16 protein-coding genes are annotated in these 13,889 nt (G+C 29.9%); 9 read left to right on the top strand and 7 right to left on the bottom strand.

Annotation, left to right across the window (positions count from 1 at the left end; translation table 11 throughout):
- Nucleotides 1–168: 168 nt before the first annotated feature.
- Nucleotides 169–996: an orotidine-5'-phosphate decarboxylase gene (gene pyrF, locus ACQY1Q_RS04750; protein ID WP_431004140.1), complete on the bottom strand. Its 828-nt coding sequence runs from the start codon at nt 994–996 to the stop codon at nt 169–171.
- A 63-nt stretch (nt 997–1,059) separates the two neighbouring features.
- On the opposite strand from pyrF, the gene ACQY1Q_RS04745 reads away from it, so the two are divergent.
- The 7 genes from ACQY1Q_RS04745 to ACQY1Q_RS04715 are packed head-to-tail and all read left to right on the top strand — an operon-like array spanning nt 1,060 to nt 5,333.
- Nucleotides 1,060–2,136 (top strand): ABC transporter permease, encoded by a 1,077-nt coding sequence (locus ACQY1Q_RS04745; protein ID WP_431004139.1) that lies wholly within the window; start codon nt 1,060–1,062, stop codon nt 2,134–2,136.
- Nucleotide 2,137: 1 nt separating this feature from the next.
- Nucleotides 2,138–2,608, top strand: a complete 471-nt coding sequence (locus tag ACQY1Q_RS04740) for a TlpA family protein disulfide reductase (protein WP_431004138.1) — start codon at nt 2,138–2,140, stop codon at nt 2,606–2,608.
- Nucleotides 2,609–2,615: 7 nt separating this feature from the next.
- Nucleotides 2,616–3,113, top strand: coding sequence for a TlpA family protein disulfide reductase (locus ACQY1Q_RS04735; RefSeq protein ID WP_431004137.1), 498 nt, complete (start codon nt 2,616–2,618; stop codon nt 3,111–3,113).
- Between the two features lie 59 nt (nt 3,114–3,172).
- The gene (gene tpiA, locus ACQY1Q_RS04730; RefSeq protein ID WP_431004136.1) at nt 3,173–3,931 is read left to right on the top strand and encodes a triose-phosphate isomerase; all 759 of its coding nucleotides are present in this window, start codon (nt 3,173–3,175) and stop codon (nt 3,929–3,931) included.
- Nucleotides 3,931–4,764, top strand: coding sequence for a 50S ribosomal protein L11 methyltransferase (prmA, locus tag ACQY1Q_RS04725; protein WP_431004135.1), 834 nt, complete (start codon nt 3,931–3,933; stop codon nt 4,762–4,764). The genes tpiA and prmA overlap by 1 nt, the downstream gene beginning before the upstream one ends.
- A 7-nt stretch (nt 4,765–4,771) precedes the next feature.
- The gene (locus ACQY1Q_RS04720) at nt 4,772–5,047 is read left to right on the top strand and encodes an ATP-dependent Clp protease adaptor ClpS (RefSeq protein WP_431004134.1); all 276 of its coding nucleotides are present in this window, start codon (nt 4,772–4,774) and stop codon (nt 5,045–5,047) included.
- A 1-nt stretch (nt 5,048) separates the two neighbouring features.
- Nucleotides 5,049–5,333, top strand: coding sequence for a hypothetical protein (locus tag ACQY1Q_RS04715; RefSeq protein WP_431004133.1), 285 nt, complete (start codon nt 5,049–5,051; stop codon nt 5,331–5,333).
- Nucleotides 5,334–5,705: 372 nt separating this feature from the next.
- Here the strand turns inward: ACQY1Q_RS04715 and ACQY1Q_RS04710 are convergent, their stop codons facing one another.
- The 5 genes from ACQY1Q_RS04710 to ACQY1Q_RS04690 all read right to left on the bottom strand — a co-directional run bounded on the left by ACQY1Q_RS04710 (nt 5,706) and on the right by ACQY1Q_RS04690 (nt 11,382).
- Entirely contained in the window at nt 5,706–7,097 is a 1,392-nt protein-coding gene (locus ACQY1Q_RS04710; RefSeq protein ID WP_431004132.1) for a TolC family protein, read from the bottom strand.
- Nucleotides 7,098–7,150: 53 nt separating this feature from the next.
- Nucleotides 7,151–8,506 carry an HlyD family secretion protein gene (locus tag ACQY1Q_RS04705; protein ID WP_431004131.1) on the bottom strand — a complete coding sequence of 452 codons (1,356 nt, stop codon included), beginning with the start codon at nt 8,504–8,506 and terminating at the stop codon, nt 7,151–7,153.
- Nucleotides 8,507–8,512: 6 nt separating this feature from the next.
- A complete protein-coding gene (locus tag ACQY1Q_RS04700; protein WP_431004130.1) occupies nt 8,513–10,174 on the bottom strand; it encodes a peptidase domain-containing ABC transporter in 1,662 nt (553 codons plus the stop codon).
- Nucleotides 10,164–10,844 carry a TetR/AcrR family transcriptional regulator gene (locus tag ACQY1Q_RS04695; protein ID WP_431004129.1) on the bottom strand — a complete coding sequence of 227 codons (681 nt, stop codon included), beginning with the start codon at nt 10,842–10,844 and terminating at the stop codon, nt 10,164–10,166. The genes ACQY1Q_RS04700 and ACQY1Q_RS04695 overlap by 11 nt, the downstream gene beginning before the upstream one ends.
- 106 nt (nt 10,845–10,950) lie before the next feature.
- On the bottom strand, nt 10,951–11,382 hold the full coding sequence (locus ACQY1Q_RS04690) for a hypothetical protein (protein WP_431004128.1): 432 nt from the start codon (nt 11,380–11,382) through the stop codon (nt 10,951–10,953).
- Between the two features lie 79 nt (nt 11,383–11,461).
- Here ACQY1Q_RS04690 and prfA point away from each other — a divergent pair, with 79 nt between their 5' ends.
- Both prfA and rpsU read left to right on the top strand, forming a co-directional pair.
- Nucleotides 11,462–12,538, top strand: coding sequence for a peptide chain release factor 1 (gene prfA, locus ACQY1Q_RS04685; RefSeq protein ID WP_431004127.1), 1,077 nt, complete (start codon nt 11,462–11,464; stop codon nt 12,536–12,538).
- 323 nt (nt 12,539–12,861) lie between these two features.
- Complete coding sequence (gene rpsU, locus ACQY1Q_RS04680) at nt 12,862–13,050, top strand: 30S ribosomal protein S21 (RefSeq protein ID WP_431004126.1); 189 nt, start codon at nt 12,862–12,864, stop codon at nt 13,048–13,050.
- A gap of 68 nt (nt 13,051–13,118) precedes the next feature.
- Here rpsU and ACQY1Q_RS04675 read toward each other — a convergent pair whose 3' ends face one another.
- Nucleotides 13,119–13,889, bottom strand: coding sequence for a zinc ribbon domain-containing protein (locus tag ACQY1Q_RS04675; protein ID WP_431004125.1), 771 nt, complete (start codon nt 13,887–13,889; stop codon nt 13,119–13,121).

The raw sequence follows: 13,889 nt of genomic DNA, 5'->3' as shown, positions 1-13,889 counted from the left end.
TTAAAATCTTGGCAATCTGTGAGGGTGAAAATTTACTCTTGCGCATCGTTTTCTGTTTAAAGTTAAAATTAATCTTTCTATTTTTAAACAGTTCGGTTTTTTGGGAAGCTTACATTACTTTGTTCTCGTTGGTATATTGTTTGAATTAATTACCAAGTCAAGGAGTCATTAACCTTGACTTTTTTGTTTTAATATAAGTTCCATTTCGTTTTGTAGCTCTTTTGCTTTTTCAGAAGCAACTTCTGCAAAATCTTTTTGATTGCTTGCATAAATTATACCTCTGGCAGAATTCACTAATAAACCAATAGAATCATTCATTCCGTATTTACAAACTTCTTGTAAACTACCACCTTGAGCTCCTACACCCGGAACTAATAAAAAACTATCAGGAATTATGGTTCTGATGTCCGATAAAAACTCAGCTTTAGTAGCACCAACTACGTACATTAAATTGTGTGAGTTATGCCATGTTTTAGAGGTTTTTAAAACTAATTTATACAGTTCATCAGAATCTGTTTGTTTGGTTTGAAAATCAAAAGCTCCTTGATTTGATGTTAAAGCCAGTAAAATAGTATGTTTATCTTCAAAAGCTAAAAAAGGCTCAACAGAATCTTTTCCCATATAAGGGGCTACTGTAACACTGTCAAATGCTAAATCGTTAAAAAAAGCTTTGGCATACATTGTTGAAGTATTACCTATATCACCACGCTTAGCATCAGCAATGGTAAAAATTTCTGGATGATTTTTGTTAATATATTGAATGGTCTTTTCTAAGGCCTGCCAACCTTTTAACCCATAGGCTTCATAAAATGCAGTATTAGGTTTATAAGCAACACATAAATGATGAGTAGCATCAATAATAGCTTTGTTAAAAGCAAAAATAGGATCGTCCTCTTCAAGTAAATACGTAGGTATTTTAGTTAAATCAACGTCTAAACCAATGCATAAAAATGATTTTTTCTTTTTAATTTCAGATACAAGTTGTTGTGTTGTCATGAGTTGTTATAAAAGTTAAGCAAAAGTAAACATTTTTAGCAGTTTCTTTTATCTTTGTTACTAATGTTCCAGTATATTATAAACAAGATTTTTTATGGCTTTTTAACACTCTTTGGGGTTGTTACTGTGATATTTTTGCTCTTTAATATCCTTCCGGGTGATCCTGCAAGAATGATGTTAGATCAAAGAGAAAATACAGAGCAATTACAAAATATTAGAAAAAAGTATGGATTTGATCAACCTGTTTTAACGCAGTACTTATATTACTTAAATGATCTTTCGTTACTTTCCTTTCACAGTAAGAATTCAGAAAATTATACTTATTTGTCAGATAATAAATACAATTATTTAAAAATATTAAGTTTAAGAAAAACGACTATAGTTTTAAAAACTCCTTATTTACGAGAGTCCTATCAAAAGAATGGGAAAAAGGTTTCTGAAGTTATTTCAGAAACACTACCCAATACAGCTATTTTAGCAGTTTGTGCTATTACCATAGCTATTGTTATAGGTATTTTGTTAGGAATTATATCTGCTGTTTATAAAGATACGATTATGGATAAAATAATAGCCGTTTTTAGCACTTTAGGAATGAGTATTCCTTCTTTTTTCTCTGCCATTTTGTGTGCATGGTTGTTTGGATTTGTACTACACAATTTAACCGGCTTAGAAATGACCGGTAGTTTATATGTTGTAGATGATTTTGGAGAAGGTATTTATAAACAATGGAAGAATTTAATCTTGCCTGCATTTGTTTTAGGCATTAGACCTTTAGCTGTAGTAGTTCAATTAACACGTAACTCGTTATTAGAAACTTTTGGACAAGATTATATAAGAACAGCTAAAGCGAAAGGCTTAACTACTTATCAAGTAATAAAGAAACATGCGTTGAAAAATTCACTAAATCCGGTAATAACAGCTATTTCCGGGTGGTTTGCTTCAATGCTTGCCGGAGCTGTATTTGTAGAGTATATTTTTAACTGGAATGGATTAGGAAAAGAAATAGTTAACTCGTTAAATACTTTAGATTTACCGGTTATTATGGGAAGTGTACTTGTTATAGCTACCCTGTTTATTATAATTAATATAGTAGTTGATATTTTATATAGCTGGTTAGATCCTAGGGTTAAATTAATCTAAAATGAAGTACTTAGTTGTAATTTCTTTATTATTTGTAAGTTGTGGGGTTTTTCAACCTAAAAAATTTAATAATCTCTCATTACAAGAAAAGCTGGTTACTATTGATAGAGATTCTATTTTGTTTAGTGATATAGTGAGTAATCATAAAGGTAAAAATACGATTATTCAACTTTATGCCAGTTATTGCCCCTTTAGTCAGGCAAGTTTTAAAGAGGTAAAACAACTTCAGCAAAGTAATTCCGAAATAAATTTTGTCTTTTTATCCGTAGATCACTCTTATCACGACTGGAAAAGAGCATTGGAGTCCTTAGAGGTAAAAGGCGAACATTTTTACATCCCTAAAAAAGGAAAAGGAGAATTAGGTAAGTTTTTAAAACTAAAAACAATTCCTAGGTTTTTATTAATTGATAAACAAGGAAATATAAAAGTGTATAAAACAGCGAAAGTGGTTGAAGTAGGAAAAAAAATATAAAACATTTATGAAAAAAATTACTGTACTATTTATTTTTATTCTTTTGAGCAGTTGTGCAAAAAAAGAGGAAACTGTTTTTTCTGAAAAAGCTTTAAAAGAAAGATTAACTATGGTTAATGCTCATGAGATTTCGTTTCAAGAATTATTAGATGCATATCCTAATAAAAAAATAGTATTGAATATATGGGCTTCATGGTGTAAAGATTGTATTAAGAGTTTACCGGAAAATCAAAAAATATATGAAAAATATGCTTCAGATACAGGAGTGGTTTTTGTACATATTTCTATTGATAGATCATTTAACGAATGGAAAAATGCGTTAAAAACGTATAAACTATCAGGAGAACAATATTTTTTAAAATCGGGTTGGGATGGTGATTTTGGTAATTTTTTACAGTTAGATTGGATTCCAAGATATTTGGTAATTGGAGAGAACAGACAGATACTTGTTTTTAATGCAATTACATTACAAGAAAACGTTTTAGATACTACCTTAAAAAAATGATGTATTTTTGCTGAATAAATGTAACTAAACTTCAATAACTATTTATAAAAATTAGTACAGTGAGAAAAAATATCGTAGCCGGTAACTGGAAAATGAATAAAAATCTTACCGAGGCCAAAGAACTTATTAAGGAAATAAAAAAAGGACTAAAAAAGGAAAAAGTAAAAGGCAAAAGAGTAATTATTGCTCCAAGTTTTGTAAACCTTAACTCAGCTGTAAAAAAAACTAAAAAATCAGTTATTGAGGTGGCAGCTCAAAATATGCATGAAGCTAAAAACGGAGCTTTTACAGGAGAGGTTTCAGCAAATATGTTAACTGACCTAGGCGTAAAAACAGTTATTTTAGGGCATTCGGAAAGAAGAAGTTTTTTTGGGGAAACCAATCAAATGTTAGCTCAAAAAGTAGATGCAGCTTTAGCTAATAACTTAGAAATAATTTTTTGTTTTGGAGAACAATTAGAAGACAGAAAAGGAGGTAAACATTTTGACGTAGTTGAAACCCAACTTAAAGAAAGTTTGTTTCATTTATTAAAAGAAAACTTTACCAATATCATATTAGCTTATGAACCGGTTTGGGCAATTGGAACAGGAGAAACCGCAACACCGGAACAAGCGCAAGAAATGCATGCTTTTATAAGAGAAGTATTAGTAAAAGAATATACTAAAGAAATGGCTGAAGAGGTGTCTATTTTATACGGAGGAAGTGTAAAACCGGACAATGCCAAAGAAATTTTTTCAAAGCAAGATGTTGATGGAGGATTAATAGGAGGAGCCTCATTAAAATCAGCAGATTTTTTAGCAATAATTGACGCAATTTAATGGATAATATTTACATAGAATACAATTTTACAATAAGCCCTAAAGAACCGGGAACAGAAATCTTAATAGCAGAGTTAGGAGCAGAAGGATTTGAGAGTTTTGTAGAAAATGAAGAAGGCGTAACGGCTTATATTCAAAAAGAAGATTGGAGAGCAGATATTTTAGAAGACGTATTTATTTTAAGCTCACCGGAGTTTACTATTCAATACACTCAAAATGAAGTTGAGCAAACGAATTGGAATGAAGAATGGGAAAAAAACTTTAACCCAATACAGGTTGATGATAGAGTAAGTGTTAGAGCACCATTTCATGAGAACCCTAATTTAGAGTATGATATTGTTATTGAACCTAAAATGAGTTTCGGAACCGGACATCATGAAACGACTCATATGATGATTCAACACTTATTAGATTTAGATGTAAAAGGTAAAAAAGTGCTAGATATGGGATGCGGAACTGGAATTTTGGCAATTTTTGCAGAGATGAAAGGCGCACAACCTATTGATGCTATTGATATTGACGCATGGTGTTACGAAAATTCTATTGAAAATGTGCAAAGAAATAACTGTAACCATATTGAGGTGTATGAAGGAGACGCATCATTGTTAGAAGGAAAAGAATACGATGTTATTATCGCAAACATCAACAGAAATATATTGTTGAACGATATGAAAGTTTATACAAGTTGTCTTCGTGAGAAGGGAGTTTTACTGTTGAGTGGTTTTTATAAAGAAGATATTCCTATATTAGACGAAGAAGTTTCAAAGTATGGATTGTCTCTACATAGAACAATTGAAAGAAATAAATGGATAGCATTGCGTTATCAAAAATAAAAGCAGAATGAGTACAATTGAAAAAATTCAAGAAGAGTTAGATATTCTAACAGAAGAAACTAGCAAACATGAAATAATATTGTATAATGATGATGTAAACACATTTGATTTTGTTATTGATAGTTTAATTAGTGTTTGTGAACATACACCAGAACAAGCAGAACAATGTACAATTTTAGTGCATTATAAAGGAAAATGTGCAGTTAAAACAGGTGAGTTTAATGAATTGGAACCTAAATGTTCAAGATTATTAGATTTAGGCCTTTCCGCTGAAATAGTGTAACATGGAAAATGTTTTTAGATATTATGAGTTTTCTGATTTTTTTAAAGATAATTCAGAAGCTTTTTTAGGTAAAGAAATATGTTTTACAGAATTAAATGAACAACATTTTCTAATTTTTGAAAAAAATATTTCCGAAGAAATAGAAAGTTATAATCTTTATGTTTCTAAATATACTTCTAAAAAGGAAATAGGGAAGAACCCCCCGGAAATACTGGAGTTGTTGGTGGAGAATTACGATAAATCAATACCCAAGCATAGAGTTGTATTAAGAAAATATTTATACTAGAAGAATCTCAAAAAGAAAATTTTTGAGATTTTTTTTTGTGGGGAGTGACCTTTTAAAAATTGACGTGTCTTATTAGTGTAAACAAAAACAAAAAGGATGTTTTTAGATTACAAAAGTTCATTGAGAATACAATAAATAGAAATATAGTTAGTTTATAGTTTGTTTTTCCCTAAGTTTTGTTTATAATTTTTTATAAACATATAAAGAGCTTCTCTGAGTAAGATTTCCCTTATGTAGACAACAATCCCTGAAAGGAGAGCTTTTTAAATAAAAGAGAAAGAAGTAAAATATTAAAAATAGTAGTAGTTAGTTTTTATACTAAGTTTGGTTAGACGAAAAGGCCTTGGATGAGAATTCAAGGTCTTTTTAATTTTATAAAGTATATCTGTTAAGTACTTTGATAAGTTCAGATTTAGAAACAAAATAGTTAAATTGCGTATCTATAAATTTTAATTGATTTTCAATTAACTTAACTTCTCTATAATTAATTAAGAATAAAGAACCTTCTCCTAAATAAAATTTACGTTCTTCACTTTTTACAAGTTGCTTATAGTCATTAACTAAATTTTCTAAAATCCTGTTTTGTTCTTTATAAGAATCTATTTGCTGTACAGTTCCTTTAACTTTATTTTCAATTTGTGTTTTGGTGGCAGAAATGTCAAAATCAATTTCTTTAATCTTTAGTTTCGCTAATTTTAAATCAGCACGCTCTTTTCTTAAAAATAAAGGTAAACTAATATTTAAAGCCCCTTTATAGTTTGAAGTATTAAATGAGTTAATACTTTTGTAGTTAGATGATAAAAAGTTGTACTGTAAATCTACCTTAGGTAAAAGGTTGTTTAACTTGAGTCTTTTTTCAACTAAAAGACTTTCTTTTTCTAATTGTAAATACTTCATTTTAGGATGTTCCTCAACATTAAAATTTAATGTGTTTTCAATAGAATTAGTTAGTACAGTATCTATTATTTGAACGGTATTGATATCCGGAATTACAGTATTTGTTAATTCTAATGGAATATTATCATTTAACCACAAAAAGTTAGCTGTTTCAAGTTTTGATTTTATATAAGTAATCTTAGATTTTTCTAAGTCTAACAACCTGTTCTTATAGTTAATACTAGCTTCTAAGGTATCAACCGCAGGTTTATCACCTGACAAAAAACTTTTTTTAACGTTCTCTAACCGTACTTTGGCATTCGTTAGGTAATCGGTATAAACAATTTGTGTTTGATAGTTTTTTAACCATTTAAAATAGGTATTTATGGCTTCAAATAAAATATCATTTACAAGTAACTTTTGTTTCTCAATAGACTGATCGTTATATAGTTTTGCTTGTTTTAAAGAAGCCATTCTTTGGTTAGTAAGCAACCCTTTAGCTAAAGATAATGATACGCCGGCACTATATAATCCTTCCTTAGGTGTTTTGAGCTCGGGGTTTAAATAATACCCGTCATTACTTTCATAATTAGCTTTAAACTCAATTCCGTACCAAGTTGGTATTTTAAAAGTTGTGTTTAGCTTATTATAGTATTCGGTATCTTTAAAGTTCTTTCGACTATAATCAACTTCTATTTTAGGATCAAAGGCGCCTCTTGCTTTTAATAGTTTGATTTCACCACTAGATGAAACTAGCTGAGCTTGTTTTAAAATAGGGTGGAATTTTTTTACATACCCCAAATACTCTTCAAGAGTAAGTATGTTAGTACTTTCTTGAGAAAAAGCGGTAGAAGTTATAAAGTATAGAAAAAATAAAAATCTTTTCATTGTTTTTTGCATTTGAGTTTTACACATAAGATTGTGTGTTCAATACCTTGTTATTATTTTTTTTCAGACTTAGAATCGGTCTTATTTTCCGGTTGATAGAAATTAGGAGGGAAGCTATTTATTTGTCTCCATAATTCATACCAGATAGGTACATTTTCTAACAGGGCAATTGTTTGAGCTCCGGAACCAATTCGTATAGCCTTAGGCCAAGGTTCTGTATTGTCGTCTGGAGAGATTAACACTCTATACATACCATTGTTACTGATAAAGTTTTCAATAGCAATAACTTTGGCTCCATACGTACCATAAGAAACATTTGGCCAACCACTAAAAACAATTGCAGGCCATCCGTCAAATTGTACTCTTACTTTTTCTCCAATATGAATTAGAGGTAAATCGATGGGTCTTACATACATTTCAACCGCTAATTCATAATTAGCAGGCATAATACTTACCAATTGTTCACCTTCTTTAAAGGTTTCACCTAAACCAGATTTAATAGCCTTATTAATGTAACCGTCTTGTGGAGCTGTTACATACAATAGGCTGCTTCGCTTTTTATAATTAGCCAAACTGGTCTCAAGCTTTGAAACCTGAGTTTCTCCTTCATAAGCATCAGATTGTGCGGTAAATAAACTACTTTGAGCTTTAGATAGTTTATCAGCATAACTTGCATTGAGGGTTGAAATAGCTAAATCAGCATTTATAATTTCATTTTTAGAAGTTAACAATTTATTGTGCTGAGAGATTAACTTAGCATCTGCCTCTTGTAATTTTGTACGTTTTTCTTCAACGTCTTTTACTGCTTTTAAACCTTCTTGTTGTAGAGCAATGGTACGTTCATACTGTATTTTAGCAATATTAGCTTTCGTTTTAATGGCTTCTAAGTCAATACTATCGCTTTTAACTTTTAAATGAGCTTGCATTAACTTGTTTTTAGCTTGCTCCAGTTTTAACTTTCTTTCTTGTTGTAAGGCAGAAATTTGATTTTGTAATGCTATAATCTTGTTTTTATAGGCAGCTACCGAAGAAGATTTAGCGTTAAGCTGGTTACCGGTTCTTTCAGCTAATTTATCATCAAAATATTCACTTTTAATTTCTGAAATCCTAAGAATAGTATCACCTCTTTTTACAAAATCACCTTCTTGTACAAACCACTCTTCAATTCGCCCCGGAATTTGTGATTGTAAAGTTTGTGGTCTTTGACTAGGTTTTAAAGTTGTTACATTTCCTTTACTGGTTATGTTTTGAGTCCAAGGCAAAAACAAAATAATGAATAAAAAAATGGTAAAAAAGAGCAAAAATTGCTTAAACTTTTTATGGTATTGTTTAGTAAATATTTCACTTCCAGATTTTAAAGAAGTAATATTTATATATTTTGAAATTTTATTGTTAGATATGTTTAACATAACCTATTACTTTAAATTTTTAATTCCTCCTTTTTCTAACACAATATTTTTATTGCATTTTCCTTTCCAAATAGTATTGTTACTAACAACAAGTAAACTCCAAGGTTGAGAAGGATCTGTTAAAAACTCAATAATTCCTTGAGCTTCTACTTTTTTAAATTGATCTAACGGATCTTCAAGGATTAATACCTTAGGTCTTTTAGCTATTGCTCTAGCTAATACAATTTTTTTAGAAACGGTATAGGCAATTTGTTTTCCCTCAGGTTTTAAAATTGTATTAAGTCCTTTAGGTTGTACTTTTATAAAATCTGTTAATCCTACACAATCCAATACTTTATAAATCTCATCGTCTGTAATACTGGTATTACCAAAAGTTATATTTTCTCTAATGGTACCTTTAAAAGGAGTTTCACCTGATAAGGATAAGCCTAGTTGTCCTCTATAATCATTTATTTGTAAACTGTTGATGGATAGGTTATTTACAAAAATATGACCAGATGTAGGTAGGTTGATACCTGAGATTAATTTTAATAAACTAGATTTACCACTTCCACTTTCACCTTCAATAAGTATTCTATCTTTAGGTTTAATTGTTAAAGAAATGTTTTTTACAATAGGATTATTTAAATCATTTACTTCATAACTAACATTCTGAAGTTCTATAGAAATTTTATCATCGGTAATAATTTCACCCTCTTGTGGTTCAAGAGGTTTGTCTATAACTTGCCCTAACTTTTCTATAGAGGTTAACACGTCATAAAAAGATTCTAACCCTACAATTAGCTTTTCAACAGAGTTAATTATCAGAAGGATAATAATTTCTGAGGCAACAAATTGTCCGATATTCATTTTTTGGTTTAACACTAAAAACCCTCCCATGAATAATAGTCCAAAAGTAACTAATACTTTAAAACCAATCATTTTTTTGTATTGAAGTGCTAAGATTTTAAAGTGCATTTCTCTGGCATTTAAATAATCATATACATAGCTATCACATTTTTTAAGAGCTAAATTTGTTCTTCCGGATAGCTTGAAACTTATTACAGTTCTGGCAATTTCCTGTAACCAGTGTGCCACTTTATATTTATGTTTTGACTCTATTAAACTAGTATCTAATCCTTTTTGAGCCGTATATTTAAAAACTACATAAATCAAAAGAATTAATGATAGGCCAAAAAAGATAAAGAAAGGATGGTAAAAAGATAACAGCATTAAAGCAAAAAGAATTTGCAGGAAGGCTGAAGGAACATCAATTAATATTTTTGATAATCCTTTCTGAATAGTTAATGTATCAAAAAAACGATTCGCAAGTTCTGGTAAGTAATAATTGCGTAACTCAATCATTTTTATTTTAGGAAAACGATAACTTAACTCAATAGAAGCTCTTGTAAAAATGCGTTGTTGAATAGTTTCAATAATTCGCATTTGCATCAGCTTTAAAATTCCTGAAAAGGCAACTCCACAAGTAACCAATATGATTAAAATAGTCCAAGAGGCAGAAACTTGTGCGCCTTGTAAAAGATTTATAATAGCCTGAATACCTAGAGGAAGCGATAAAGCAACAACTCCTTCAAAAATGGCAAAATAGGCAATTTGTAATATGTCTTTTCTCTCTAATTTTACCAGTCCTAAAAAACGTTTCCAGGGAGTAAGAATATTATTTGTCATTAGTTAATGTGTTAAGAGTTAAATCAATTAAAAAATCGGTTGGTGTAATGGTATTATTACAGTTGGTTATAGAGGGAAAATGTACTTTCATAAAATGTTGGTGTAGAGCACTTTCAGTAATAGTGCCTGCTAAACTTAAAGGATGTTGGTAGTGACTGTCATAATTCGATATAATTTCTGCCAGTCTTTTTACTACTCTTTTATAAGCCATAAAAAAACCTACTTTATTTTCTATATCAACATCTTTGGTTAAGTATGACTTTGAGTTTTCATTAATTACAATTTTGTTTAATAAAACCTCGTTAATGTGTCCATAATTATTGTCTTGTTTGGTTGTTCTTGTAACAATTTCAATGGCTTTGATTAATTTTTCTTTTGTGTTATTAATACTAAAAGTTTCCATTACTAATTGATATTCTATCCATCCCCAATACCAAGAAGTTAAATAAATTAATAATTTGTGTTTACTTTCAAAATAACGGTAAATAGAACTTTCATTAGAACTTATTTTTTGTCCTAATTTTTTAAAATTAAAATTTTCAAAACCAATTTCTTCAATTAAAAGAATACTGTTTTCTACAATTTTTTTACCCAAAGCAGAAGACTCAGGGTCTTTAATATACGTGCCCTCAGGAGTGAAAATTTTAATATTAGAAAGTAAGTTTTTCATTTTTTAAAAATATTTAACGCAAAAATAATAGTATTACTATTAATATTGGTAAAACTATATGTTAAAATATGTCTAAATGTTTTTACTCAAATAAAAAAAGACCTAATTACTTAAGTCTTTTAAATACAAAATCGATTTTAAAATCTTCATTAGAAACCTGAGCATGTAGTTTTTCTTTATGCTTCCAGTATGTTATTTTTTTAGGAAATTCATTTTGTTTATTTTCACAAGTAAATGAAGTATCTGTTTGAGAGGAGAATCGGAATAAGGTAGGTTGCTCATTAACTCCGGTAACTTTTAAAAATAAAGTATCGTTTATATTTTCAATGGCCAATATTTCTTTAAAAGTAGTGTCTTTATCTTTTAAAGTGTATCCTACTCCTTTAAAATCAGAATGCCACTTTTCATAAGTTAAATGATTAGGCTCATTATTTAATCTTTCCCAAGAACCAATTATAAAAGATGGTTTTGTGGTTTTAGGTTTTGAATTACATGAAAAGAATGCTGTTGCCAAGAAAAATAGAAATAGAAATCTCATAAGAAGTTTGTTATTAGTTAGTTGTGAATTACTCAAATTTAAAGAAAAATTGTAAATTCGCACACCAAGAATTGATGCAATGCTAGATAAATTACAGATAGTTAAACAACGTTTCGATGAAGTGTCTGATTTAATCATTCAACCGGATGTTATTTCAGATCAAAAGCGTTATGTACAGTTAAATAAAGAATATAAAGATTTAGGAAAAATAGTTAAAAGGGCTAAAGAATATGAAAGCCTTCTAGCTAATATAGAAGAGGCTAAAGAAATAATTGCTGACGGAAGTGATGCTGAAATGGTTGAAATGGCCAAAATGGAAATGGAAGGAGCAAAAGAGCAAATTCCTGCTTTAGAAGATGAAATTAAGTTTTTATTAATACCTAAAGATCCTGAAGATGCTAAGAATGCTGTAGTTGAACTACGTGCAGGTACAGGAGGAGATGAAGCCAGTATTTTTGCAGGAGATTTGTTTAGAATGTATTCTAAATACTGTGAAAATAAAGGATGGAATGTATCTATTGTAGATTATAGTGAAGGAACTAACGGTGGATTTAAAGAAATTCAGTTTGAAGTAACAGGAGAGGATGTATATGGAACTTTAAAGTTTGAAGCGGGAGTACATCGTGTACAGCGTGTTCCGCAGACTGAAACACAAGGACGTGTACATACATCAGCAGCTACCTGCATGGTGTTTCCTGAAGCAGAAGAATTTGATGTAGAGATTAATCCTAAAGATGTTCGTATTGATTACTTCTGTTCATCAGGTCCGGGTGGGCAATCGGTTAACACAACGTATTCGGCAGTTCGTTTAACACACATTCCTACCGGATTGGTAGCGCAATGTCAGGATCAGAAATCGCAACATAAGAATAAAGAAAAAGCGTTTAGAGTTTTACGTTCTCGTTTATATGATATGGAGTTAGCCAAAAAACAGGCTGAAGATGCTGCTAAGAGAGGATCAATGGTTACTTCGGGTGATAGATCTGCTAAAATTAGAACCTATAACTATCCGCAAGGGCGTGTAACAGATCACCGTATCGGATTAACTCTATATGATTTACAGAATATTGTAAACGGTGATATTCAGAGGATTATAGATGAATTAATGCTTGCAGAAAATACATCTAAACTAAAAGATTTAGGTGAAGCTATATAAAGTAAAAAAACTCAACCAAGATGGTTGAGTTTTTTATTTATCCTCACTTTTTTGGCTTTTAATTAAATAAGTTATACTTTAGCCGTCAATTTGTATTCTGTCTTTAAAGGAGGAATCTCCTCGGGTTTTAATACTTTTCTTTTAGATTTTTACTAAAATCTTCAAAGTTTTACATTTTGTAAAGTTTTTTCTTTTTTAAATAGAATTATTTAACTCAGTAGAGTTAATAATTCATGCTATAAGGATTTTTAAGATCATTTAATTAGTTTTTATAGGGGTTGAATATAAGAAGTTGAATAATAATTAAATAAATTATATAGGGTATGTTAAAAATTATAGTGAAGGAAGGTGAAAATATTGATAGAGCCTTAAAGCGTTATAAGCGTAAATTCAAAGACGTAAAAATGCTACAACAGTTAAGGGAAAGAAAGCAATATGTAAAACCTTCTGTGTTAAGACGAGCTGAAGTTAAAAAGGCAGCTTATAAAGAACAACTTTTTAAAGAAGATTAAGAAAATAAGATAATAAAAAAAGCTCAATCATAACGATTGAGCTTTTTTTATATTGTTTATAATACGGTCTATGAAAATAAACTGTTAATTTTTTCACGTTCTTCAGCAGCAAGAGCAGCATCAACTAAAATACGACCACTGTGCTCATCAATTGTAATTTTTTTACGGTTTGCAATTTCTAATTGAACTTGTGGAGGAATTGTAAAGAATGATCCACCAGCAGCACCGCGCTCAATAGAAACAACAGCTAATCCGTTTTTTACTTTGTTACGGATTCTGTTATACGCGTTTAGTAAATGATCATCAATAGATTCAGAAAATTCTTGAGACTTTTGGTTTAATAATTGCTCTTCCTTTTCTGTTTCTTTTAAAATAGCATCAAGCTCACCTTTTTTATGTGCTAAATGATTTTCTTGTTGAGCTAACTTAGCTTTTGTGTTTGAAATTACTTCATTCTTCTGAGCTATCTTAGCTTTGTATTCTTTAATTCTTTTTTCAGATAATTGAATTTCTAACTCTTGGTATTCAACTTCTTTTGTTAAAGAATCAAATTCACGGTTGTTACGAACATTCTTTTGTTGTTCTTCGTATTTAGCAATAAGAGCTTTTGCTTCAGTAATAGCTTGTTTTTTACTATTAATATCGTTTTCTAAGTTTACTAAATCATTAGCTAAATTAGAAAGTCTGGTATTTAATCCGGCAACTTCATCTTCTAAATCTTCAACTTCTAAAGGTAATTCACCTCGAACGTTTCTAATTTCATCAATTCTAGAATCTATTAGCTGTAAATCATATAACGCTCTTAATTTCTCTTCTACCGTTACTTCTTTTTTTGCCAT

Source organism: Tenacibaculum sp. TC6, assembly GCF_050606265.1.
Classification (GTDB): domain Bacteria; phylum Bacteroidota; class Bacteroidia; order Flavobacteriales; family Flavobacteriaceae; genus Polaribacter.
The sequence above is the reverse complement of the archived record's forward strand: the minus strand, read 5'-3'. Positions and strand labels throughout refer to the sequence as shown.

What these genes read in the sequence shown, in the direction of transcription:
- pyrF (WP_431004140.1), bottom strand. Translation starts at nt 996, where the DNA reads ATGACAACACAACAACTTGTATCTGAAATTAAAAAGAAAAAATCATTT.
- ACQY1Q_RS04745 (WP_431004139.1), top strand. Translation starts at nt 1,060, where the DNA reads ATGTTCCAGTATATTATAAACAAGATTTTTTATGGCTTTTTAACACTC.
- ACQY1Q_RS04740 (WP_431004138.1), top strand. Translation starts at nt 2,138, where the DNA reads ATGAAGTACTTAGTTGTAATTTCTTTATTATTTGTAAGTTGTGGGGTT.
- ACQY1Q_RS04735 (WP_431004137.1), top strand. Translation starts at nt 2,616, where the DNA reads ATGAAAAAAATTACTGTACTATTTATTTTTATTCTTTTGAGCAGTTGT.
- prmA (WP_431004135.1), top strand. Translation starts at nt 3,931, where the DNA reads ATGGATAATATTTACATAGAATACAATTTTACAATAAGCCCTAAAGAA.
- ACQY1Q_RS04720 (WP_431004134.1), top strand. Translation starts at nt 4,772, where the DNA reads ATGAGTACAATTGAAAAAATTCAAGAAGAGTTAGATATTCTAACAGAA.
- ACQY1Q_RS04715 (WP_431004133.1), top strand. Translation starts at nt 5,049, where the DNA reads ATGGAAAATGTTTTTAGATATTATGAGTTTTCTGATTTTTTTAAAGAT.
- ACQY1Q_RS04710 (WP_431004132.1), bottom strand. Translation starts at nt 7,097, where the DNA reads ATGAAAAGATTTTTATTTTTTCTATACTTTATAACTTCTACCGCTTTT.
- ACQY1Q_RS04705 (WP_431004131.1), bottom strand. Translation starts at nt 8,506, where the DNA reads ATGTTAAACATATCTAACAATAAAATTTCAAAATATATAAATATTACT.
- ACQY1Q_RS04700 (WP_431004130.1), bottom strand. Translation starts at nt 10,174, where the DNA reads ATGACAAATAATATTCTTACTCCCTGGAAACGTTTTTTAGGACTGGTA.
- ACQY1Q_RS04695 (WP_431004129.1), bottom strand. Translation starts at nt 10,844, where the DNA reads ATGAAAAACTTACTTTCTAATATTAAAATTTTCACTCCTGAGGGCACG.
- ACQY1Q_RS04690 (WP_431004128.1), bottom strand. Translation starts at nt 11,382, where the DNA reads ATGAGATTTCTATTTCTATTTTTCTTGGCAACAGCATTCTTTTCATGT.
- prfA (WP_431004127.1), top strand. Translation starts at nt 11,462, where the DNA reads ATGCTAGATAAATTACAGATAGTTAAACAACGTTTCGATGAAGTGTCT.
- rpsU (WP_431004126.1), top strand. Translation starts at nt 12,862, where the DNA reads ATGTTAAAAATTATAGTGAAGGAAGGTGAAAATATTGATAGAGCCTTA.
- ACQY1Q_RS04675 (WP_431004125.1), bottom strand. Translation starts at nt 13,889, where the DNA reads ATGGCAAAAAAAGAAGTAACGGTAGAAGAGAAATTAAGAGCGTTATAT.